Annotated in this window: 18 protein-coding genes; 6 read left to right on the forward strand and 12 right to left on the reverse strand. The window is 49.8% G+C overall.

Annotated elements, in window-relative coordinates:
- Nucleotides 1-22 precede the first annotated feature (22 nt).
- Nucleotides 23-1237, reverse strand: a complete 1215-nt coding sequence (locus tag B0D95_RS02640) for a pyridoxal phosphate-dependent aminotransferase (RefSeq protein ID WP_078042442.1) — start codon at nt 1235-1237, stop codon at nt 23-25.
- A gap of 96 nt (nt 1238-1333) precedes the next feature.
- On the opposite strand from B0D95_RS02640, the gene msrB reads away from it, so the two are divergent.
- From msrB to B0D95_RS02660, 4 genes are all read left to right on the forward strand, one after another.
- The gene (gene msrB, locus B0D95_RS02645; RefSeq protein WP_078042444.1) at nt 1334-1735 is read left to right on the forward strand and encodes a peptide-methionine (R)-S-oxide reductase MsrB; all 402 of its coding nucleotides are present in this window, start codon (nt 1334-1336) and stop codon (nt 1733-1735) included.
- A gap of 273 nt (nt 1736-2008) precedes the next feature.
- The gene (locus tag B0D95_RS02650; protein ID WP_078042446.1) at nt 2009-3094 is read left to right on the forward strand and encodes an efflux RND transporter periplasmic adaptor subunit; all 1086 of its coding nucleotides are present in this window, start codon (nt 2009-2011) and stop codon (nt 3092-3094) included.
- Nucleotides 3095-3104: 10 nt separating this feature from the next.
- Nucleotides 3105-6221 carry an efflux RND transporter permease subunit gene (locus tag B0D95_RS02655; RefSeq protein WP_078042447.1) on the forward strand — a complete coding sequence of 1039 codons (3117 nt, stop codon included), beginning with the start codon at nt 3105-3107 and terminating at the stop codon, nt 6219-6221.
- 170 nt (nt 6222-6391) lie between these two features.
- Nucleotides 6392-7093 carry a LamG-like jellyroll fold domain-containing protein gene (locus B0D95_RS02660; RefSeq protein WP_246841707.1) on the forward strand — a complete coding sequence of 234 codons (702 nt, stop codon included), beginning with the start codon at nt 6392-6394 and terminating at the stop codon, nt 7091-7093.
- Between the two features lie 46 nt (nt 7094-7139).
- Here the strand turns inward: B0D95_RS02660 and B0D95_RS02665 are convergent, their stop codons facing one another.
- From B0D95_RS02665 to B0D95_RS02675, 3 genes are all read right to left on the reverse strand, one after another.
- Nucleotides 7140-7910: a hypothetical protein gene (locus B0D95_RS02665; RefSeq protein WP_078042448.1), complete on the reverse strand. Its 771-nt coding sequence runs from the start codon at nt 7908-7910 to the stop codon at nt 7140-7142.
- A 96-nt stretch (nt 7911-8006) separates the two neighbouring features.
- On the reverse strand, nt 8007-9395 hold the full coding sequence (locus B0D95_RS02670) for a carbohydrate-binding protein (protein WP_078042450.1): 1389 nt from the start codon (nt 9393-9395) through the stop codon (nt 8007-8009).
- Between the two features lie 463 nt (nt 9396-9858).
- Nucleotides 9859-11586 (reverse strand): proline--tRNA ligase, encoded by a 1728-nt coding sequence (locus B0D95_RS02675; protein ID WP_078042451.1) that lies wholly within the window; start codon nt 11584-11586, stop codon nt 9859-9861.
- Between the two features lie 136 nt (nt 11587-11722).
- Between B0D95_RS02675 and B0D95_RS02680 the strand changes: the two genes are divergently transcribed.
- Nucleotides 11723-12145, forward strand: a complete 423-nt coding sequence (locus B0D95_RS02680; protein WP_078042452.1) for an HIT domain-containing protein — start codon at nt 11723-11725, stop codon at nt 12143-12145.
- A gap of 73 nt (nt 12146-12218) precedes the next feature.
- Here the strand turns inward: B0D95_RS02680 and B0D95_RS02685 are convergent, their stop codons facing one another.
- The 8 genes from B0D95_RS02685 to B0D95_RS02720 form a co-directional block, all read right to left on the reverse strand.
- Nucleotides 12219-12698 (reverse strand): HU family DNA-binding protein, encoded by a 480-nt coding sequence (locus B0D95_RS02685; protein WP_078042453.1) that lies wholly within the window; start codon nt 12696-12698, stop codon nt 12219-12221.
- A 255-nt stretch (nt 12699-12953) separates the two neighbouring features.
- Nucleotides 12954-13454, reverse strand: coding sequence for a hypothetical protein (locus B0D95_RS02690; protein WP_078042454.1), 501 nt, complete (start codon nt 13452-13454; stop codon nt 12954-12956).
- Nucleotides 13447-13917, reverse strand: a complete 471-nt coding sequence (locus tag B0D95_RS02695; protein ID WP_078042455.1) for a GNAT family N-acetyltransferase — start codon at nt 13915-13917, stop codon at nt 13447-13449. The genes B0D95_RS02690 and B0D95_RS02695 overlap by 8 nt, the downstream gene beginning before the upstream one ends.
- Nucleotides 13918-13921: 4 nt before the next feature.
- Nucleotides 13922-15076 carry a cupin domain-containing protein gene (locus B0D95_RS02700; protein WP_078042456.1) on the reverse strand — a complete coding sequence of 385 codons (1155 nt, stop codon included), beginning with the start codon at nt 15074-15076 and terminating at the stop codon, nt 13922-13924.
- A gap of 69 nt (nt 15077-15145) precedes the next feature.
- On the reverse strand, nt 15146-16525 hold the full coding sequence (gene purB, locus B0D95_RS02705; protein ID WP_078042457.1) for an adenylosuccinate lyase: 1380 nt from the start codon (nt 16523-16525) through the stop codon (nt 15146-15148).
- 60 nt (nt 16526-16585) lie between these two features.
- The gene (hflD, locus tag B0D95_RS02710; protein ID WP_078042458.1) at nt 16586-17209 is read right to left on the reverse strand and encodes a high frequency lysogenization protein HflD; all 624 of its coding nucleotides are present in this window, start codon (nt 17207-17209) and stop codon (nt 16586-16588) included.
- 62 nt (nt 17210-17271) lie between these two features.
- Complete coding sequence (mnmA, locus tag B0D95_RS02715; protein WP_078042459.1) at nt 17272-18390, reverse strand: tRNA 2-thiouridine(34) synthase MnmA; 1119 nt, start codon at nt 18388-18390, stop codon at nt 17272-17274.
- A 58-nt stretch (nt 18391-18448) separates the two neighbouring features.
- Complete coding sequence (locus B0D95_RS02720) at nt 18449-18886, reverse strand: NUDIX hydrolase (protein WP_078042460.1); 438 nt, start codon at nt 18884-18886, stop codon at nt 18449-18451.
- 579 nt (nt 18887-19465) lie between these two features.
- Between B0D95_RS02720 and B0D95_RS02725 the strand changes: the two genes are divergently transcribed.
- Entirely contained in the window at nt 19466-20590 is a 1125-nt protein-coding gene (locus B0D95_RS02725) for an efflux RND transporter periplasmic adaptor subunit (protein WP_078042461.1), read from the forward strand.
- Nucleotides 20591-20592: the final 2 nt, after the last annotated feature.

Raw genomic sequence — 20592 nt, forward strand, 5'->3', positions numbered from 1 at the left:
TTTATGTAATCAATGCATGTGTTTATTGCGAGTAGCGCGACAGGAAATCACCAAAACGGTTGATGGCTTTGGTCAGGTCATCTTCACGCGGCAAGAATACAATGCGGAAGTGATCGCTGTTCGGCCAGTTAAAAGCGGTGCCCTGAACCAGCAATACTTTTTCCTGGATCAAAAAGTCCAGCACCATTTGCTGGTCATCTTTGATTTTGTAGCGATTCAAATCAATTTTGGGGAACAGGTACATGGCACCGCGCGGTTTAACACAAGACACGCCGGGAATATCTGCCAGCGCCTTAAGTGCGGCATCGCGCTGATCGCGCAGGCGTCCGCCCGGTACAATCAATTCGTTAATACTTTGATAGCCACCCAATGCAGTTTGTACCGCATACATGGCGGGCACATTGGCGCAGAGGCGCATGGAGGCGAGCATTTCCAAGCCTTCAATATAGCTGCGTGCACGGTGTTTCGCTCCGCTGATAACCATCCAGCCGGAGCGGAAGCCGGCGAGGCGATAGGCTTTGGATAGGCCATTGAAGGTTACGCAGAGGACGTCCTGGGCCAGTTTGCCCATGGGGATAAACTCGGCATCGTCATAAAGAATCTTGCTGTAAATTTCGTCGGCAAAAATAATCAGGTTGTGGCGGCGGGCCAGTTCAACCAATGATTCCAGCAGATCCTGACTGTAAACCGAACCGGTTGGGTTATTGGGGTTAATCACCACAATACCGCGGGTTTTATCGGTGATTTTGCTTTCAATGTCAGCCAGATCCGGGAACCAATCGGATTGCTCATCGCACAGGTAGTGACGGGCTTTGCCACCTGCGAGATTTACCGCTGCCGTCCACAGTGGGTAATCGGGAGCGGGTACCAGAATTTCATCGCCGTTATTGAGCAGCGCTTGCATGGCCATCACGATTAATTCGCTCGCGCCATTGCCGAGGAAAATATCTTCAATATCGACACCGGGCACCTGGATGCGCTGGCACTCTTGCATAATCGCTTTGCGCGCTGCAAACAGGCCTTTGGAGGCGGTGTAACCTTCCGCGTTGGGAAGGTTGTAAATAACGTCCTGAATAATTTCATCCGGCGCGGCGAAGCCAAAGGGCGCGGGGTTGCCAATATTCAGTTTAAGAATGCGGTGGCCTTCTTCTTCGAGGCGGTAGGCGTGCTCCAGTACGGGGCCGCGAATGTCATAACAAACTCCATTGAGTTTGTCGGATTTCTTAATCGGGTTCATTTGCAGTAAGATGCCTTGGATGCGGTCGTGCGTGATTGCGGTGGAAAAGCGCCCAAATAATCGACCTTAACCAGTTGATCTGTCAAGGAAATCCTTATGGCTGATAACGAAAACTTTAGCGCTGACTACTGGCGTGAAAAATTAACCCCTGAGCAGTATCGGATTTGCCGTGAAAAGGGCACAGAACGCCCGTTTACCGGTGAGTATTGGCAGCAATTTAACCCCGGTAATTACCGCTGCCGCTGCTGTGGCGAACTGTTGTTTGCGGCCGATACCAAGTTTGATGCGGGTTGTGGCTGGCCGAGTTTTTATGCACCGGTCAACAAGGCGGCGATTCGTGAGCATTTGGACAGGAGTCACGGCATGTATCGCACAGAAGTTGTGTGTCGTCATTGCGATTGTCATCTGGGGCATGTATTCACCGATGGCCCTGAGCCGACTGGATTGCGCTATTGCATTAACTCCGCGTCTATTTTGTTTGTGCCCAGCGAACCCTGATTAACAGGTGCTCCCATCGCTGGAGCACCTTCCTCCTTTTCTCCACATTTGCTGCTAAGCGTCTGATTTTGTAAACAAATGTTAAATTTGTTCCTTGGCCTTGTGTGCGTCACATCCTTTGTTCATCTTGCTACGTACGAGTAATCCAATAATACAGTTAACCACTCACTTTACCGGGTATCGTGCACATAACATTTAAATGACCGCGATACTTTTCCCTGGGAGATAGCTATGAAGTTTTCATTACCGTGTAGGACTCGCGGTACACCTCTTATGCCTTTTGCATTGTGCGCGCTACTGGGCTCATTAAATGCACTGGCGCAGCCACCAGCCGCCAAGGGCGCTACAGAGGTCATTGTTCAGCCTGCCAGCATGGCACAACTAACTACCACTATTGAGGCGTTGGGCAGTTTGCGTGCAAACGAGACGATTACACTCACTTCCAATGAAACTAAAAAAATTACGCGCATTAATTTTGATGATGGTCAACGTGTGGAAAAGGGGCAGATACTGGTTGAGATGACCAGCCGTGAAGAATCTGCATTGTTGGAAGAGGCGCGCTTCAATACCGATGAGGCCAAGAAACAATTGGATCGCGTGCGTGAACTGGCTAATCGCGGTGCAGCGTCGCAATCTGAACTGGATCAACGTATTCGCGAATTTGAAGCAGCACGTGCGCGCTACAACGCGACCGAATCGCGTTTGAAGGATCTGGTGTTATTAGCGCCGTTTTCCGGTGTAGTGGGGTTGCGTCAAGTCAGCGTGGGCGCCTTGGTGTCACCGGGCAATACCATTACTACCCTGAACGATGATTCCAAAATGAAACTGGACTTCACCGTGCCGGCCATTTATTTGCGTAGCCTGGCCAAAGGTTTGCCCGTTGTAGCCAAAAGTCGCGACTTGGGTGATAAAGAATTCCAGGGCGAAGTAGTCAGTATTGATAACCAAATTGACGAAGTAACCCGAGCAATCAAAGTGCGTGCGTTGTTGGATAATAAGCAGCATGAGCTGAAGCAGGGCATGTTGATGCTGGTGGATTTAAAAGCGGCATCGCGCGATGCAGTCGTGATTTCTGAATCCGCATTAGTGCCCCTGGCGAGTAATAACTTCGTGTTTGTATTGCAAGAAGCGGAAGGTGGTCCGGTAGTGGAACGTCGCCAAATTACCATTGGCGAGCGTTTTCCTGGCGCGGTGGAAGTGCTGAGTGGATTGAGCCCCGGCGATAAACTCGTCACTCACGGGTTGCAAAAAATTCGCCCCGGTCAAAAGGTGCGCGTATTGGCAGAGGAGAAACCTTTTGCTGAGAAAGCGGGCGAGGCACTGCATCTGTCCGATTTAATTAAAACCAATAATAACTGAGGGCTAACCCATGATGCTCTCGGATGTGTCCATCAAGCGCCCGGTATTTGCCTCGGTGCTATCCATTTTATTAATCGCGTTTGGCATAGTCGCTTTTGAGCGGCTCACCTTGCGCGAATATCCCAACATAGATCCACCAGTGGTGTCCATTCGCACCAGCTACCCGGGTGCGGCGGCAAATATTGTGGAAACACGTATCACCAAAGTGATTGAAGACCGCATCTCCGGTGTGGAAGGCATTCGTTATATCGAATCCTCCAGCGAAAATGGTGTTTCCAATATTGTGGTGCAATTTGAAACCGGCTATGACATGGACGCAGCAGCCAATGATATTCGTGATAGGGTGGCGCGCGCCTTGGGGAATTTACCCGACGAGGCAGATCCGCCGGAAGTGCAAAAAGTCAGCTCCGATGAAGATGTGATTCTCTGGTTCAATTTTGCCGGCGAAAACATGACCATGCCGGAGCTTTCCGATTACGCCCAGCGTTATTTGGTGGATCGCTTTTCAGTAATCAACGGTGTGGCGCGGGTGCGCATTGGCGGCGAGCAACGCTATGCCATGCGCCTGTGGCTGGATCGCCGTGAGCTGGCCGCGCGCAACCTCACCGTAAACGATGTGGAAGCCGCACTGCGCGCTGAAAATATTGAATTGCCCGCAGGCAGCATTGAATCCCTGGAGCGACAATTTACAGTGCGCATGGCGCGCTCCTATCGCACTGTGGATGAATTCAGTCGCTTGGTGGTACGGCGTGGTGATGATGGTCACCTGACGCGCCTCGGAGATATTGCCAAAGTAGAAAAGGGCACCGAGGAAGATCGCAATTTATTTCGCGGCAACGGTGTTACACAAGTCGGTATTGGTATTGTCAAACAATCCACAGCCAATACGATTGATGTGGCGCGCGGCGCAAAAGCCGAGCGCGATAAAATCAATGCTATTTTACCTAAAGGCATGAGCCTTGAAGACAGTTACGACAGTTCGATATTTGTAGAGCGTGCCATTCATGAAGTCTATATCACGCTAGCCATTGCCATCGGCTTGGTGGTGTTGGTGATCTACTTATTTCTGGGCAGTGTGCGCGCCATGTTGGTGCCTGCTGTCGCTGTACCTGTATCCATTATTGCGACCTTCACCGTGCTGGCGGCGTTGGATTTTTCCGTCAATATGCTTACCTTGCTTGCGCTGGTATTAGCGATAGGGTTAGTGGTGGACGATGCCATTGTGGTGTTGGAAAACATTGTTCGGCACATTGAGGAAAAAGGTAAAACACCGCTGTTGGCGGCGGTAGATGGAACACGTGAAGTGGGTTTTGCCGTAATTGCGACAACACTGGTATTGATTGCGATTTTTGTGCCGATTATTTTTCTCAAGGGCGATATAGGGCGATTATTTTCCGAATTCGCGATCACAATGGCCGCCGCCGTGGCCTTCTCCTCACTTATTGCTTTGACGCTTTCGCCGATGCTGGCGTCCAAGGTGTTGGTGCGTAACGAAAATAAAAATAATTTTGTAGAAAAAATTAATCAGGGCATGTTGCGCCTGCGGTTGAAATACCAGAACTCCATTCGTTTTTGCTTGCGTCATACCAAGGCGGTGGTAGTTATTTTCGCATTGCTGATTCTGGCTATGTTTTATGTGGTTAAAAGTTTGCCGTCTGAATATGCGCCGCGTGAAGATCGCGGGACATTTTTTGTGATGGTAAATGGACCGGAAGGTGCAAGTTACGCCTACATGGAAGAATACATGACCGAGATTGAAAACCGCATGATGAAGTATGTGGAAGCCGGTGAGATTAATCGCCTAATGGTGCGTGCACCACGTGGCTTTGGTGCGGTGGAAAGTTTTAACTCGGGCATGATCATTGCCGTCATGAATGACTGGAGCCTGCGCCGCGATGCCTTTGTGGTGATGGAAGAAATCCGCCAGAAACTGGCTGATTTACCCGGCGTAACTGCCGCACCGGTTATGCGTCAGGGCTTTGGATCGCAAGCGCAAAAACCGGTGCAGTTTGTACTGGGTGGCGGCACCTATGCTGAGTTGGCCGAGTGGCGCGATATTTTGCTTGAAAAGTTGGAGGCAAATAACCCCGGCTTAACGGCGATTGATTGGGATTACAAAGAAACCAAACCGCAAATTGAAGTGCTGATCGATACCAATCGCGCTGCTGATCTGGGTGTGAGTGTTAATAATATCGGCCGTACCCTGGAGGCGATGCTGGGGTCGCGCCGTGCGACAACTTACATTGACGATGGTGAAGAGTACGATGTCATCATGCAGGGTGAGCGGCACGAGCAGCGCACTACTACCAGTTTGGAAAATATGTATGTGCGTTCCGAGCGCAGTGGCGAGTTAATCCCACTGGCAAACTTGGTAACACTGAAAGAAATGGCCGATGCGAGTCGCTTGAATCGCTACAACCGTATGCGTTCCTTAACCATTGAAGCAAACCTCGCTGATAATCTCGCCTTGGGCGATGCACTGGCGCACTTGAATGGATTGGTGCGCGAGCATTTACCCGCGACAGCGATGGTGGATTACAAGGGGCTATCGCGGGATTTCCAAACCGCAGGTGGCTCGGTGATGTTTATTTTCTTGCTCGGTATTTTGATTACCTTTTTGGTACTCGCCGCCCAGTTTGAAAGTTATGTGCATCCTTTTGTAATTATGTTGACCGTCCCACTGGCTATTTTTGGCGGTATGTTGGGGCTCTATGTCACTGGCAGTAGCCTCAATCTCTACTCGCAAATTGGTTTGATTATGTTGGTTGGGCTTGCAGCGAAAAATGGTATTTTGATTGTCGAGTTTGTTAATCAATTACGCGATCGCGGCGTGGAGTTTAACGAAGCTTTATTGGAAGCGTCATCGGCTCGTTTGCGTCCAATCCTGATGACCAGTTTAACCGCCGTTGCCGGTGCTGTTCCCTTGGTAATTTCCTCTGGTGCCGGTGCAGAAACACGGTTCGTTATAGGTACAGTGGTCATTGCCGGTGTGATTGTGGCGACCATCCTGACTTTGTTTTTGGTGCCCGTAGCCTACAGTTTGTTGGCTCGCAATACTGGCTCACCCGGTGATGTCGCTCGCCAGTTAACGCAGGATCAGGCGCGTTACAGCGGCGAAGAAGATTAAATAATTCCTGCTTGATGCAATAAGGGCGATACTGACTAGTCAGTATCGCCCTTATTCGTTAGTATCCATTCCATTATAAAAACAGTTGTTGTCGGCAATATTCCGGTTAACCCTTGTGTTGTTACCTCCCTACTATAAAAGGAGCAGTAATACTATTACTGCGGATTGCTATGAAAAATACTTCACCACTCACAATTCCCTGTCTTTCTCTTTGTTTTTCTTTTTTAATGGCCTGCACCAGCGTTACGCCTGCTGAAAAGCACTCATCCTTGTGGAAAATAGATTCGCTGGCGACTATTGGCGGCGCCACAGTGGCTGTGTCCGGCGATCCGCAAGTCATCACAACCGCCTATGGTAAAGCGGTGCGTTTTGATGGCGATGGTGATCGTTTGCTGGTTGATACTAATCCCTTAGTGGGGGCGCAGGAATTTACGGTTGAAATTTTCTTTAATCCCGCCGATGCCTATCCCAATAATTGGGAGCCACGTTTTTTTCATATCGAAGCGGAGGATAACCCGAATCGCCGCATCACCATTGAGTTACGATTAAACGATAAAAAGCAGTGGTACCTGGATGCTTACATCAAATCAGAAACGTCACAATTTACACTGATTGACCCTACCAAAGTTCACCCTGTAGGCCAGTGGGCGCACGCAGCGGTGACTTATAAAGACGGTGAGTTTGTGTCCTACGTAAATGGTGTGCGCGAATTAAGTGCGCAAGTTAACTATTTGCCAATTGCAGCGCAGGCTAAAACCTCTATTGGTGCGCGTATGAATCAAGTGCATTGGTTTAACGGGGATATTGCACAGGTGCGAATTAGCAAAACAGCCCTGACGCCTGAACAGTTTTTTATTCCGCAGCCTAAATAATGTTTGGCCCATCATAAGTGATGGGCCAAACGCGATTGAATTGAACTTAATGTACGTGTGCTGGATGCGTGTAGTTTGGATCGACATCGGCAGGGTGGATGGCATCGCTCACGGATGTATCGGCTTTGAATAATAATTGGCTGGAGGCAATCCAGCCCTTATTGCCGTGCGCTTGTATCACAAAGTGACCATCTGGCGTGTCCAGCCCACCCACCGTGAGGTGTTCGCCACGGGTGACACTGACCTGGTATTTGTGTCCGTCATCGCCCGTTATATGGCCATACCAACTGATGCTGTTGTAGTCGTGTTTTTCAATACGATCAATGGTGACTTTGTAGTCTTTCGCCTGTTCATCAACGCGTACATTGATCTGGTCACCGGGCATTAGGGTTTCAATTTTTAAACTATCCAAATCTAAAAATTGACGACCATCGGTAAATTCTTCTTCTGCCAGCGGCAATTCGCGGTGGATAGTATCGGTCGCTGTCCAGGTCGTGGTGCGCGCAACGGCGGCGGTAACCTCGTTAGTATCAAAGTGTAGATTGGGTCGTCGCGCCTGCATCTCACTCAAGCGCTCCTGTAGTTCTGGTGTCATTACCTCTGCGTCTGTTGAGCTGCCCGATGAAGCGGTTGCTGTGATTTTTTTATCAGCAGAAGGCATATTTTCGCCGAGGTTCTGAGCCGTTGGTGTGGCGGCAGCTTGATTTATCTCTGTGTCCTTGTGTTGTGGTTGCGGGCGATTAAAAAAATACAGGGAAGCTATCGCCAGTAGCCCGATGCTGAGTATTGTTAACCAAAAACGTTGTTGGGTTTGCATAGTTTTCTCTCGTTGTTTTTTATTTTCCGCGATTTTTTATGCGAGTAAACAGCGGCAGGAATTTATCGGTATTGAACAAATTCCTGCCGCCATTAATTAACGTTTTATGCGTATCCAGTTAATGTTCCAGCCGCCCGCTTTAGCGAATAGGCCAAAATTATAGGTGCCCGCATTAATTTGCACATTGTGGGAAATGGTTGTCCAGGTTTGCCAGCCGCCTGTGGCTGGAACGGCCAACTCCCCAAGCACTATTCCGCCACCATTTAAATCTGCAGAGAGCCTGCCGCCACTCGGGCTGGCAACACGGTATTCAATGGTGTAAGTCCCGGAAGTGGGAATGGTGATGTTGCTGTAGGCCATCCAATCATTGGTTTCGATCCAGCCAACATTCAAACCGCCACCGGTATCCGTTGTAGGTTCCGTTTGTACGCCATTGTTGGAGAAATAATTTTCCGCCTGGATCAGCAGGTTAAATCCACCGGTGCTCTCTACAACAATTGAGCTGGTGCTGTCATTAAAGCCATCGTCGACCAGACAACTGTCATCGGCAGTTTTGGTCAGGGAGTTTCCGGTGAAGTTGTCATTTTGGTAGAGCGTAACCCTGTAACCCGCCTGTACCCGCACCGATGACACATCATCATTTGGTATGCCGCGTGCCAGCAATTGGCTCAGGGTGTAACGTCCAACCGGTAAGCCAATATTGTAGCCACCGTAGTTGCAATCCTGCGCGACTTGCACCGGGCCAGATGAGCCCGCTGTTGGTCGGAACGCTGCAATTTCGTTTCGTACGTTGTGAATCGCCAGTGCGCCATAGGCTTCATTGCTTTGTCCCACCGGAATGCCGCAGGGCAGGCCACGGCACGTAAGGTTGGGGTTGGAGAAGCGATTGACCCGCGTGGTGTTGAAAACGCCTTCATAGGCCATGATGTCCACAAACACGTTATCAACGCCGTAGCCTACGCCATAACGGAAGCGTGCACCTGACAGATCGCCCTGTTTGCGCGAATGGTTCAAGCCCATGTTGTGCCCCAGCTCGTGGGCGACCACTATGGGGCCGCAACCCGGTGCACTCACATTCCAGGTCCAGTTTTTATCGACAGCTACATAGCCGATACCGCATGCGCCTTTCTGGTGGAGTTGGGTTACAAAATCCGCTCCCAGTTGGTCGCGCAGCGCAATTGCCGCACTATTGAGTCGCAAGTTCCCCAATACAGCACCCATGTCGGCACCGGCTTGCTCCATTTCGCGCACACCCACCAAACGCAATTGCACGTCAATTTGGCTATCGGCGTAAGCGGCATTAATTTGGTTTACCCAGTTATTCATCGCTGTCTGCGGATCGCCACCAAAATAGTTTTTGGTGAAATTATCGTACAGCACAAGCAGGTCAACGGTTGCAGCTTGCGTTGTGCTGGCGAGTGTAAAACTGGTGAGGCCAGCAAAGAGCGCATGCTTTGCAGCCTTGGTTAATCGATGAAAGTTCATTGCATTCCTCTCAATTATTGTGTGATGAGTTTATCAATGCGAAGCATATAAGCTGTCCCAATCGCCCAATGACGGGATGCTCTTCCTGTTGGCAACAGCAGGCAACTTCTTACGGATGAAACGTACAAAAATAGCCAACCAAGCAGCCTGACAACGTTATCATCCGAGGAAATGTGTATTTGCAGAGTGCGTCACACGCTTTAAAAGGTGCCAGTCTTGTGCGTAAAGTGGGAATGGATGATTGAGGGGGTTCGCTAAAGGCCGCTGTGCCAGATTGTGGCAACAGAGTGGAACCTCGCCTAAAAATAATGTTCGATTTTTGGCAGAAATAAAAAATAGCGAGTGGTGTGCTAAAAATAATTGCTTAATTACTAACAAAAAAATAAATAATTGAGAGGGGCTGTTGAGCGAAGCGCCATTGCAGCCTGTTGCTGCAATGGCGCAATTAAGCGAGATGAAAATATTAGAGAGCGATACGGTTTTGCAAAAAGTTGACTATATCGCTGGCAGCAATTTCCTGTTTCTCAAGATCGCGACGACCTTTGTACTCAACATTGCCTGCTTCCAGTCCGCGATCACCAATGACAATGCGATGGGGAATGCCCATCAGGTCGGTATCAGCGAGCATCGCACCCAAACGGGCCTTTTCATCGTCCATTAGTAGGACGTCATAGCCCGCTTTAGTCAGTTCGGCATACAACTCTTCGCTTTTGTTGGCGACTGCTTCTGACTTGCTGATATTGATTGGCACTATGGCGATATGGAAAGGTGCAATAGCGTCGGGCCAAATAATGCCATTGTCGTCAAAGTTTTGTTCGATGGCGGCGGCCACTACGCGTGTCACACCAATTCCGTAACAACCCATGATCATGGTCTGTTCTTTGCCATTTTCATCCAGCACTCTGGCTTTCATGGCCTCGGAATATTTGGTGCCGAGTTGGAAGATATGGCCCACTTCAATACCGCGCTTGATCTCCAGTGTGCCTTTGCCGCAAGGGCTAGGGTCACCGGCGACCACGTTGCGAATGTCGGCCACCAATGGCGCTTTTTCGTCGCGCTCCCAATTCACACCGGTCAGGTGGAAACCTTCTTTATTCGCGCCACAGACAAAATCGGCAAGGTGTGCGGCGGCATGGTCAACAATCATCGGGATTTGCAAACCAACGGGGCCAATAGAGCCAATGCTCAGGCCCAGCTCGTCTTTAATACGAGCTTCAGGCGCCAAAGTCAGTGGGGCGGCAACGCCAGTCAATTTCTCGGCTTTGATTTCATTGAGTTCGTGATCGCCACGCAACACCAGCGCGACCAGTGACTGGGTTTTGTCAGCGCGCACTTCACCCAACACAATCAGGGTTTTAACAGTTTGTTGCGGCGCGACCTTCAGGAAGGCACAGACATCTTCAATGCTGTGCTTACCGGGAGTCGCTACTTCTTGCAACAAGTGCTGTGGCGCAGGGCGTGGCGTTGCGGGTGGCAGTGCTTCGGCTTTTTCAATGTTGGCGGCATAGTCGCTGCCATTGCTGAAGGCAATATCATCTTCGCCGCTGTCAGCCAACACATGGAATTCGTGGGAGAAGGCGCCGCCAATAGAGCCCGTATCTGCTAATACCGGGCGGAATTGCAAACCCAAACGGGTGAAAATACTGCAATAGGTTGCATGCATTACATCGTAGGTTTCCTGTAATGATTCAACACTATTGTGGAAAGAGTAGGCGTCTTTCATGATGAATTCACGCGAGCGCATCACACCAAAACGCGGGCGAATTTCATCGCGGAATTTGGTTTGGATCTGATAGAAGTTAGCGGGCAATTGTTTGTAACTTTTTATTTCATTGCGAATCAAATCAGTGATGACTTCTTCGTGGGTTGGACCCAGGCAAAAAGGCCGATCGTGGCGATCATTCATACGCAGGAGTTCAGGGCCGTACTGCTGCCAGCGGCCGGATTCTTCCCATAATTCAGCCGGCTGTACCACCGGCATCAATACTTCCATTGCACCGGATTTATTCATTTCTTCGCGCACGATTTTTTCAACCTTGCGCAGCACACGCAGGCCCATCGGCAGCCAGTTATACAAACCGGATGCAGATTTGCGAATCATCCCGGCACGTAGCATCAGCTTATGGCTGATGACTTCCGCATCCGATGGGGTTTCTTTCAGGGTGGCAATTAAAAATCGACTTGAACGCATAGTTAAGGCTTCTTGATGGCTATAATGGGTTTCAAAGCCGCCTATTCTACGGTGGTTCATGGTATTGGTATAGCGCCCTGTGGGGCGGCACCACATCCGGTATTGATTGCTTTCGCTTATAAAAGGATAACAACTTATGTTTGAACTACATCCCCGCCTTGCACAGGACTCGGTTGTCATTGGCGAGTTTGAGTTGTCGCTGCTGCTGTTAAGCCGCGATGCAAACTACCCTTGGTGTATTTTGGTGCCCAAGCGCGAAGACGTGTATGAGATCCACCACCTGAGTGAAGAAGAACAGCTGCAGTTGATTCGTGAATCCTGCCGCCTGTCCGAGGTGATGACGAGCGTATTTGATGCCGACAAAATGAACGTGGCTGCACTAGGTAATGTTGTGCGTCAGTTGCATGTACACCATATTGCACGGTTTACTGACGATCCTGCCTGGCCCCAGCCTACTTGGGGAAAATTACCCGCGAAGGATTACACAGAGGCAGACTTTGCCGAACGTATCAAACGGCTACAAAATGCTTTGGTGGGGGAGGGGTTTTCCATTCGCTAAGGGCTGATTAGTTTTACATGGTCATAAAAAAACCCGCCGTAGCGGGTTTTTTTATGAAAGCTGGGCACGCTAATTAAACAGCGAATTCTTTCAGCTTTTTCAGCGGGCGCACTTTTACAGAAATGCTGGCTGGTTTGGCTTTGAATACAACTTCTTCTTTGGTGAATGGGTTGATGCCTTTGCGTGCTTTGGTAGCAGGCTTTTTCACCGTGGTAATTTTCAGCAGGCCAGGCAGAACAAACTCGCCTACGCCTTTTTTCTTGATGTGACCTTCAATAACGTTGGTCAATTCATCCAATACTGCTTGTACTTGCTTTTTGCTCAACTCGGTAGCATCAGCAATTTGTTGCAGCATTTGGGTTTTGTTTTGACGCTCTGCAATTGGCTTAACAACAGCAGGAGCCGCTTTAACGGCAGGTGCTTTTTTAGCAGCAGGCTTGGCAGCAGGTGCTTTTTTAGCGGCTGCTTTTGGTGCGGCTTTAGGCGCTGCTTTAGCAGCAGGTGCTTTTTTTGCTGGAGCAGCTTTAGCGGCTGCAGGTTTCTTAACGGCCATATTTTTTTCCTTGTGTAAATGTGATCAACCTTGGGTTGAGTCGGTGTTTTTTGATTACGCGTGGAACAAAAACCCCTGTATTTATAGGCTTTGTGGCGCCTCAATACGGATTGACGCTATATATATAGGATTGAAATCGAATCAGCAACAAAAAACACGCTGTATGCCGCGTAAAACATGCTTTTTTTACGGCATGTGACTTTTTGCCACGGTTTTTCCCGGTGGATCAATCCTTGCTGTAGGCGGCATGATTAATCACAAATAGAGCTGCTGAAATTCAGGTTCAGGTTCGGCGTACTGCCACAGGTAATTGAATTCGTCGCGCAGCTGTTTCACTTCTCGCGCGGCGGCGCTATTAAAAAAGCCGCGATAAACGCTGTCATCATTTTTGTACAGCAGCTTTGTGGTATCGCCCAACATAAAGGCCATCTCTTTATTGTTGGGTTGCTGGGTCATTTTTCGAACATGAATTTTAGACGAGAGTCGTTGCGCAAGACGTACCAGCGGGTGGCCTGTTGCAATGGCGAGTTTGGTGTCTTTTACCAATATGTGTACTTGGCAGTGTCGGCTTGAGCGTACAAAATCCAGGAGCGCTTGTACTGAGTGGCTGGTGCCATACAGGGGTTCATCCAGGTCATGGCTGAGAATGGCAATCTGCCTGTTGCTCTGTTGTAAAAGAGCAAGGTGATAGTGGCGAAAATCCTCAATGCCATCCAGTAGCCAGAGCGCTTTGCTGGCGGTAGATTGTTCAGCCATGGTGAGGTTCCCGCGCTTGATCAAACCACATACTGATATGAAGAATACCGGCATCCATAAATTCGGTGCCGCGTGCGCAAAATCCCAGGCGCTCATAAAAACGTCGCCGCTCGCATTGGGCGTGCAGATAAATAGAGCAGTGTGGCGAGCTGCTTATGCAGTAACTAATAATATGCTGCATCAGATGCTGGCCAATACCCTGCCCACGAAACGCTGCTAGCACAGCCACGCGGCCAATGTGGTAGCAGGCTTCTCCATGAGGGCTGGTTTCACTGAGCAGGCGCGCGCAAGCAATCGCTTCTCCCTGCGTCGAGTGCACAATAAAATGAATGGCTTGCTCATCCAACCCGTCCCATTCGTCAGCGGCAGAAACCTGTTGTTCCTGCATGAACACCGCTGTGCGGATATTGGTTAAATCCGCACGGTGAACTTGCCAACTGGTGCGAGTGATTGAATGATGCATGCACTTACTCATCAACCAGTAATGTTTCCAAATTAATTAGTTGGGTGATGGCGGCGCGATCCTGCGGATCCTGAACCAGGGTTTTCAATTCACGCCAACTGATTTCCACTTCTTTGCTCACCAGTTCAGCCAGTGCGCGCGAGCAGCAGATAACTTCACCGTCGGCAAATAGCATGGTGCCTTTTTCATCGCTGTGGAAGGCGATGCGTGCAGCAGGGTGACGCCAGAGCAGTTCGCCATCAGCGAGTGCCGACTGCCATTCATCGGCATCAATATCCAGTGGCTCTTCGTCGGTGTGTTCCAGATACTTGCGCTCGGTCATAAACTTGCCGAACCAGTGGGCGATATTTTCATTGGTCAGGTGCTGCAAAATAATATTGCGCACCTGTTCAATTGCCTTGTCATTAATTTCGCCCGGATTATCTTGCAGGGTTAAATCCGGGTCGGCATAACGCAGGTCATCGACAATAGAAAGGGCAATTTCCTGTCCAGCCTCGGCAATAATATCGGCATGGCTGGGGGCGCGGAAACCTATGGAATAGGTCATGCAATCATCGCCTTGGGCATTGCCCCAGTGCGCAATGCCGGGCGGAATGTAGAGCATATCGCCAGGCTCCAACACCCATTCATCCGTTGTGTGGAATTCGCTGAGAATTTTTAAGCGCGTGCCTTCTACTCGCGGCGAATTGTTATCGCACAGTTGCCCCAGTTTCCAATGACGCTTGCCCAGGCCTTGCAATAAAAATACATCGTAATAATCAAAGTGCGGGCCAACGCCGCCTTGATCCGGCGCATAGCTAATCATCACATCGTCCAGTCGCCAGCTGGGAATGAAACGAAAGTAATCGAGTAGCTGATTGACTTCCGGTACAAATTGATCGACTGCTTGTACCAGGAGTGTCCAGCGTTTTTCCGGCAAGGTTTCAAAGGTTTTTTCATCAAATGGCCCGTTGCGCAGTTCCCAAGGCGTTTCACCCTGTTCCAGCACAATGCGTGATTCCACTTCTTCTTCCAAGGCAAGGCCAGCCAATTCGTCGGGCGATAAGGGCGATTCAAAACCGGGAAAGGCATTGCGAATCAAGAGTGGTTTTTTTTGCCAGTAATCGCGCAGAAATTCTTCAATTGGCATATCGCCGAGATGGGTGAGGGGCGTTGTCATGGTTAATACCTACAAATAAAAATAGATCGCAAAAATAAGGGCTCCGCAGAGCCCTTATTTTTTCACGTTTTAGATCGCCTTGGCTTGATCTACCGCATTACCTATGTAATTAGCGGGGGTTAAGTCGCGCATGGTTTGTTTGGCGTGTTCGGGAATATCCAATGTCTCAACAAACGCGGCTAATACTTCGCGGTTGATGGTTTGACCGCGTGTAAGCGCTTTTAATTTTTCATAGGGCTCCGCCACATTGTAGCGGCGCATAATGGTTTGGATTGGCTCGGCCAATACTTCCCATGAATTGTTCAAGTCTTCGGCGAGACGTGCGCGGTTAATTTCCAGCTTGCCCATACCTTTTAAGGTAGATGCATAGGCGATCATGCCATAGCCAAAACCTACACCCATATTGCGTAGCACGGTGGAGTCCGTCAGGTCGCGCTGCCAGCGGGAAATAGGTAGTTTTTGCGCGAGGTGCGTGAAAATAGCGTTGGCGATTCCCAAATTACCTTCAGAGTTTTCAAAGTCAATCGGGTTAACCTTGTGCGGCATAGTGGATGAGCCCACTTCGCCGGCGATGGTTTTTTGTTTGAAGTAACCCAGAGAAATATAGCCCCAAATGTCGCGGTCAAAATCGATCACGATGGTATTGAAGCGAGCGATAGCATCAAACAATTCGGCGATGTAATCGTGGGGTTCAATTTGCGTAGTGTAGGGATTCCAGGTCAGGCCCAGACTTTCAACAAACTCTTTGGCGTTGGCTTGCCAGTCGACATCCGGGTAGGCAGACAAGTGAGCGTTGTAGTTGCCTACAGCACCATTGATCTTGCCGAGTAATTCAACGGCTTTTACCGCACTAATCTGACGACGCAAACGGGCTGCCACGTTAGCCATTTCTTTGCCCACGGTAGTGGGTGATGCAGTCTGGCCGTGGGTGCGCGACAGCATGGAATCTTCCGCGTAGTCGTGTGCGAGTTTGGCGATGCCATCGACAATGGCTTCGGCGTCTTGCAAAAATACCTTGCGGCCTTCGCGCAGCATCAGCGCATGCGACAGGTTGTTAATATCTTCAGACGTACAAGCAAAGTGCACAAATTCCAATACCGCTTCCAACTCTGCATTGCCTGCAAATTTATTTTTGAGGAAGTACTCAACGGCTTTTACATCGTGGTTGGTGGTGCGCTCAATGTCTTTAACCGCTTGAGCATCGTCACTGTTAAAGTTGGTTACAATGCTATCAAGGAATGCATTGGTTGCTGCACTGAATGCCGGCACTTCGGGCACGCCAGTCATACGGCTCAACTGCTGCAGCCAGCGCACTTCCACTTCTACGCGAAAACGAATCAAACCGAATTCACTGAAAATGCTGCGCAGTGCAATCGTTTTGCTACCGTAACGACCGTCCACCGGGGATACCGCATTAAGTGCGGAGAGCGTGTTGAATGTATTGTCCATTGTGTTTCTCGTTTGAAAATAAAATTAAAAATAAAAGCAAAAAAATAATAGTGCGGGCGATTAAATGCGGCGCAGTAAATTATCAACCTGTTGGGCAATATCTTTGCGGTTGAACAGTAATTGCCAGCGATTGCCACCTACCTGACGCCATAAAATGGCAGAGCGTACAGCGGCAAGTAGCAGGGCGCGAATTTGATTGGCGATGCGTTGTTGCTGCAAATAATTGTAGTCGCCATTCACTTGGATGCGAAAACGGAAGGTGCTCAAGGTTTCAGTGTACAGGGTGCCAAGGTTGGCAATCACATTGTCGTGCGTGGATGAAAAATGTTGTGCTTGTTGGCTGACTTGCTCAATACGGCTGCCAATCACATTCAGCATATCGCGCCGGCCGGCGAGTTTCTTTTGCAAATGGAGTACGCCCAATCCGTAGCGCAATACCTCGCGATGTTGCTGCGAGTTGGGGCGCAAGAGTTCACGCATAACCTCCAGACCGGTGCGCAGGTTTTCAATGTTGCCCCCATAAACATCCAGTGTGCTGGCCGGGTTCAAGTCGAGTATGGACTCCATACTGCATTTAAAAACATCCGCTGGTACATGGCCGGTTTTGGCGACTTGATCAACCAGTGTAGTGGCTTGAAATACGCCGGCGAGGGCGATGGTAATGTCTTGCCAGTTTTTGCTCACGCTAAACTCTCTCACTATCAATCTATTGGAATGCAATCAATCGGCCGGAGCAGGTTTTTTCTCTAGCGATTGTCGGTTGATTCGATAACCGCGCCGCCCAGGCAGATATCGCCCTGGTAAAACACCACCGATTGACCCGGTGTTACGGCGCGCTGGGGTTGATCAAAGTCTACATCAAGTGTTCCATCGGCCATGACTTTAACCAGGCACTCCTGATCGGGCTGGCGGTAACGGGTTTTGGCGCTGCAGCGAAACTCCGTTGCCGGTGGAGTGCGATTAATCCAGTGAGCCTGCTGCGCGATTAAATGGTTGGTGAACAGCAGAGGGTGATCTGTGCCCTGAACGACCACCAGTACATTGCGCTCCAGATCTTTTTGCGCGACAAACCAGGGCTCTTCGTTGGCACCTTTAACGCCGCCAATTCCCAACCCTTGGCGTTGGCCAATAGTGTGGTACATCAAGCCCATATGCTCACCGATGACTTTACCATCCGGTGTTTGAATGGTGCCCGGCTGTGCGGGTAAGTATTGCTGTAAAAAATCCTTGAACCGGCGCTCGCCAATAAAACAAATGCCAGTGCTGTCTTTTTTGTTGTGTGTAACCAGGCCATGCTCTTCGGCGATACGACGTACTTCCGGCTTTTCCAGTTCGCCTACGGGGAAGAGTGAATGGGCGAATTCAGCCTCGCCAACAGCGTGTAAAAAGTAACTTTGGTCTTTGTTTGGATCCAGGCCTTTCAATAAATAGGTGTGACCATCGCGGTCGGCGCGGCGCACATAATGACCGGTGGCGATTAACTCACCACCCAGCATGCGCGCATATTCCATGAACACTTTGAATTTGATTTCGCGGTTGCAGAGAATGTCAGGATTTGGGGTGCGGCCTGCTTTGTACTCTTCGAGGAAGTGTTCAAAGACGTTATCCCAGTATTCTGCGGCAAAATTGGCCGTATGCAGTTTAATGCCAATACGCTCGCAAACACGTTCGGCATCCGCCAGGTCAGCCTTGGCGGTGCAGTATTCGGTGCCGTCATCTTCATCCCAGTTTTTCATAAACAGCCCCTCGACCTGATAGCCTTGCTGTTTTAGCAGCAGGGCAGAGACAGACGAATCGACACCACCGGACATACCGACAATCACGCGGGCACCGGGGGTAATAGCGGGCTGGGAGAACTGGGTCATAAGCAGATATTACAGCGGTTGAAAAAGAGGCGAGCATTTTACCCGCCTTTTGCCTCTCTTAGCCAACAACCTCTAGCGGAAAACGGCGGCCAGCCCGATATTCCTCAATAATTTGCAGCGTCATGGGGCTGCGCAGCTGATCTTTGCGGGCGACCAGTTCCTCGTAACTGAGCCAAACTGCCTCAATAATGCCGGTATCCAGCGGGCGTTGGGTATCGTGGCTAAGGGCTTTGGCGATAAATGTGGTGCGGAAATAAGTAATGCCATTGCTGGGGGCTGTGTAGAGATTGACGCCTACCACACCGGTGAGGGCGACAGTCCAGCCGGTTTCCTCCAGGGTTTCGCGGATTGCGGCTTCTTGTAATGTTTCGTTAGGGTCCAGGTGCCCGGCGGGCTGGTTGTAAACTTTGTTGCCATCGGCTTCCTCATAAACCATAAGGTAGCGGTTATCGCGTTCAATAATCGTGGCGACAGTTACATGGGGTGCCCAAGTCATAAATAATCCTCAGATGCGTCGGCGGCTAGTGGTAGAAGGTTATGGGTTTCTGGTGTGCAGTGAATCCTAGCAGATTCGGCGTGCACCAATCTGGTTAGCCTGAGCGTGAATAGAATAGTGTTTACGGAAGCTATCTACATCCAATCATGGCGTTGGTACGTATCACGGGCAACAGTTATTACTCCATGCTGTCGCCAGACTATTTTGTGATCGTTATTGAGGATGATCGACGCGCAGGCTTCACATGAAAGCGCAAATGACACACCTGATTGTTTTGGCAGGATGATGAATGTCATTAGTTTGTGATAAGCATAAACAACTCGTTGGAGAATCAGGCAAAAGGGAATATTATTCGCGCACCGACCAGATGGTCGGCTGGTTTTAATTGTGGCCAGTTCCGGATGTTACAACTACATTTTTTGACAACTCCCGGGTTTGGTTTTACAGGTGACTGTGCAACAATTCTTCCGCATGAATGCGCGAAGTGATGGTCGGGATACCGTTAATCTAGCTTCCCCGCCACTGTGTTGTCCGTTTCCAAATCGTTTTTTCTCCTCTTCTTAAATGGTTCTTCATCTTATGAACAATGCGAAATCAATCGGCATTGCGGTCGCAAGCCTTGTAGGGATTTTCTTGATTGTTGCTGGTGTTAAAACTGGTCAAATCATGGCGATGGTTTCCGCAGGGGAAAGTGCACCGCCTGTTACCGAAACTGTCAGTACCTTTACGGCGGAAATGCAAAGCTGGCCCAATAGCTATACCGCTATGGGAACGGTTGAAGCATCCGAAGGGATTGTGATCGCAGCGGAAGTGGCCGGTAAGGTAAAAGAAATTCGCTTCAAGTCAGGCGAGCAGGTCAAAAAAGGCACTGTGCTTCTGGTGCAGGAATCCGGTAACGAGCAAGCGCAATTAAGTGCGGCAGACGCGCGCTTGCGTCTGGCAAAGTCTAATTACGATCGTTTGGTGGAACTGCGCAAACGCAACACCGTTTCGCAAAGCGAATTGGATGCCGCGTTGCAACAAATGGAATCTGCCCAGGGCGACGTTAACGACTTGAAAACCACACTGGAGAAAAAAATTGTTCGCGCTCCATTTGATGGTCGCCTCGGTATCCGCAAAGTGGACTTGGGACAGGATTTGCAAGTTGGCGGTGAATTGGTCTCTTTGCAAGCAACTAACACCGTACGTGTAAATTTCCCTGTGCCGCAATTCTGGTTGGTGCAAATGACGCGCGGTTTACCGGTTGACGTGAATGTGGGTGATGGCTCGGATAAAACCATTAGCGGCGAAATTACTGCCATTGGTGCCGAGATTAGCCCGGTCACACGCAATGCTATAGTGCAGTCGTATCTGCAAAATGAAAACAACCTGCTCATTCCCGGCATGGCGGTAGAAACCAAAGTGACGTTGTCTAATCCGCAAGAAGTATTGGCTGTCCCATCCACTGCCGTTATTTATGCACCCTTTGGCGATACCGTATTTGTGATTGAGCCGGGTGAAGCGGCGGGCAGTTTCAAGGCGCGTCAGCAATTCGTGCGTTTGGGCAAAGCGCGTGGTGATTTTGTGGAGATCGTTGATGGTTTAAAACCGGGCGAAGTAGTTGCCAGTGCCGGTGCCTTCAAATTATTGAATGGTCAGGCGGTCACTGTGGGTTCATTGCCAACCCCGGAATACAAATTGGCGCCAACCCCGGAAGATAGCTAATC

The sequence above is a fragment of the Cellvibrio sp. PSBB023 genome, from assembly GCF_002007605.1.
Taxonomy (GTDB): domain Bacteria; phylum Pseudomonadota; class Gammaproteobacteria; order Pseudomonadales; family Cellvibrionaceae; genus Cellvibrio.

Coding starts and splice junctions, on each gene's coding strand:
- B0D95_RS02640 (WP_078042442.1), bottom strand. CDS start 1,237: ATGAACCCGATTAAGAAATCCGACAAACTCAATGGAGTTTGTTATGAC.
- msrB (WP_078042444.1), top strand. CDS start 1,334: ATGGCTGATAACGAAAACTTTAGCGCTGACTACTGGCGTGAAAAATTA.
- B0D95_RS02650 (WP_078042446.1), top strand. CDS start 2,009: ATGCCTTTTGCATTGTGCGCGCTACTGGGCTCATTAAATGCACTGGCG.
- B0D95_RS02655 (WP_078042447.1), top strand. CDS start 3,105: ATGATGCTCTCGGATGTGTCCATCAAGCGCCCGGTATTTGCCTCGGTG.
- B0D95_RS02660 (WP_246841707.1), top strand. CDS start 6,392: ATGAAAAATACTTCACCACTCACAATTCCCTGTCTTTCTCTTTGTTTT.
- B0D95_RS02665 (WP_078042448.1), bottom strand. CDS start 7,910: ATGCAAACCCAACAACGTTTTTGGTTAACAATACTCAGCATCGGGCTA.
- B0D95_RS02670 (WP_078042450.1), bottom strand. CDS start 9,395: ATGAACTTTCATCGATTAACCAAGGCTGCAAAGCATGCGCTCTTTGCT.
- B0D95_RS02675 (WP_078042451.1), bottom strand. CDS start 11,586: ATGCGTTCAAGTCGATTTTTAATTGCCACCCTGAAAGAAACCCCATCG.
- B0D95_RS02680 (WP_078042452.1), top strand. CDS start 11,723: ATGTTTGAACTACATCCCCGCCTTGCACAGGACTCGGTTGTCATTGGC.
- B0D95_RS02685 (WP_078042453.1), bottom strand. CDS start 12,698: ATGGCCGTTAAGAAACCTGCAGCCGCTAAAGCTGCTCCAGCAAAAAAA.
- B0D95_RS02690 (WP_078042454.1), bottom strand. CDS start 13,454: ATGGCTGAACAATCTACCGCCAGCAAAGCGCTCTGGCTACTGGATGGC.
- B0D95_RS02695 (WP_078042455.1), bottom strand. CDS start 13,917: ATGCATCATTCAATCACTCGCACCAGTTGGCAAGTTCACCGTGCGGAT.
- B0D95_RS02700 (WP_078042456.1), bottom strand. CDS start 15,076: ATGACAACGCCCCTCACCCATCTCGGCGATATGCCAATTGAAGAATTT.
- purB (WP_078042457.1), bottom strand. CDS start 16,525: ATGGACAATACATTCAACACGCTCTCCGCACTTAATGCGGTATCCCCG.
- mnmA (WP_078042459.1), bottom strand. CDS start 18,390: ATGACCCAGTTCTCCCAGCCCGCTATTACCCCCGGTGCCCGCGTGATT.
- B0D95_RS02720 (WP_078042460.1), bottom strand. CDS start 18,886: ATGACTTGGGCACCCCATGTAACTGTCGCCACGATTATTGAACGCGAT.
- B0D95_RS02725 (WP_078042461.1), top strand. CDS start 19,466: ATGAACAATGCGAAATCAATCGGCATTGCGGTCGCAAGCCTTGTAGGG.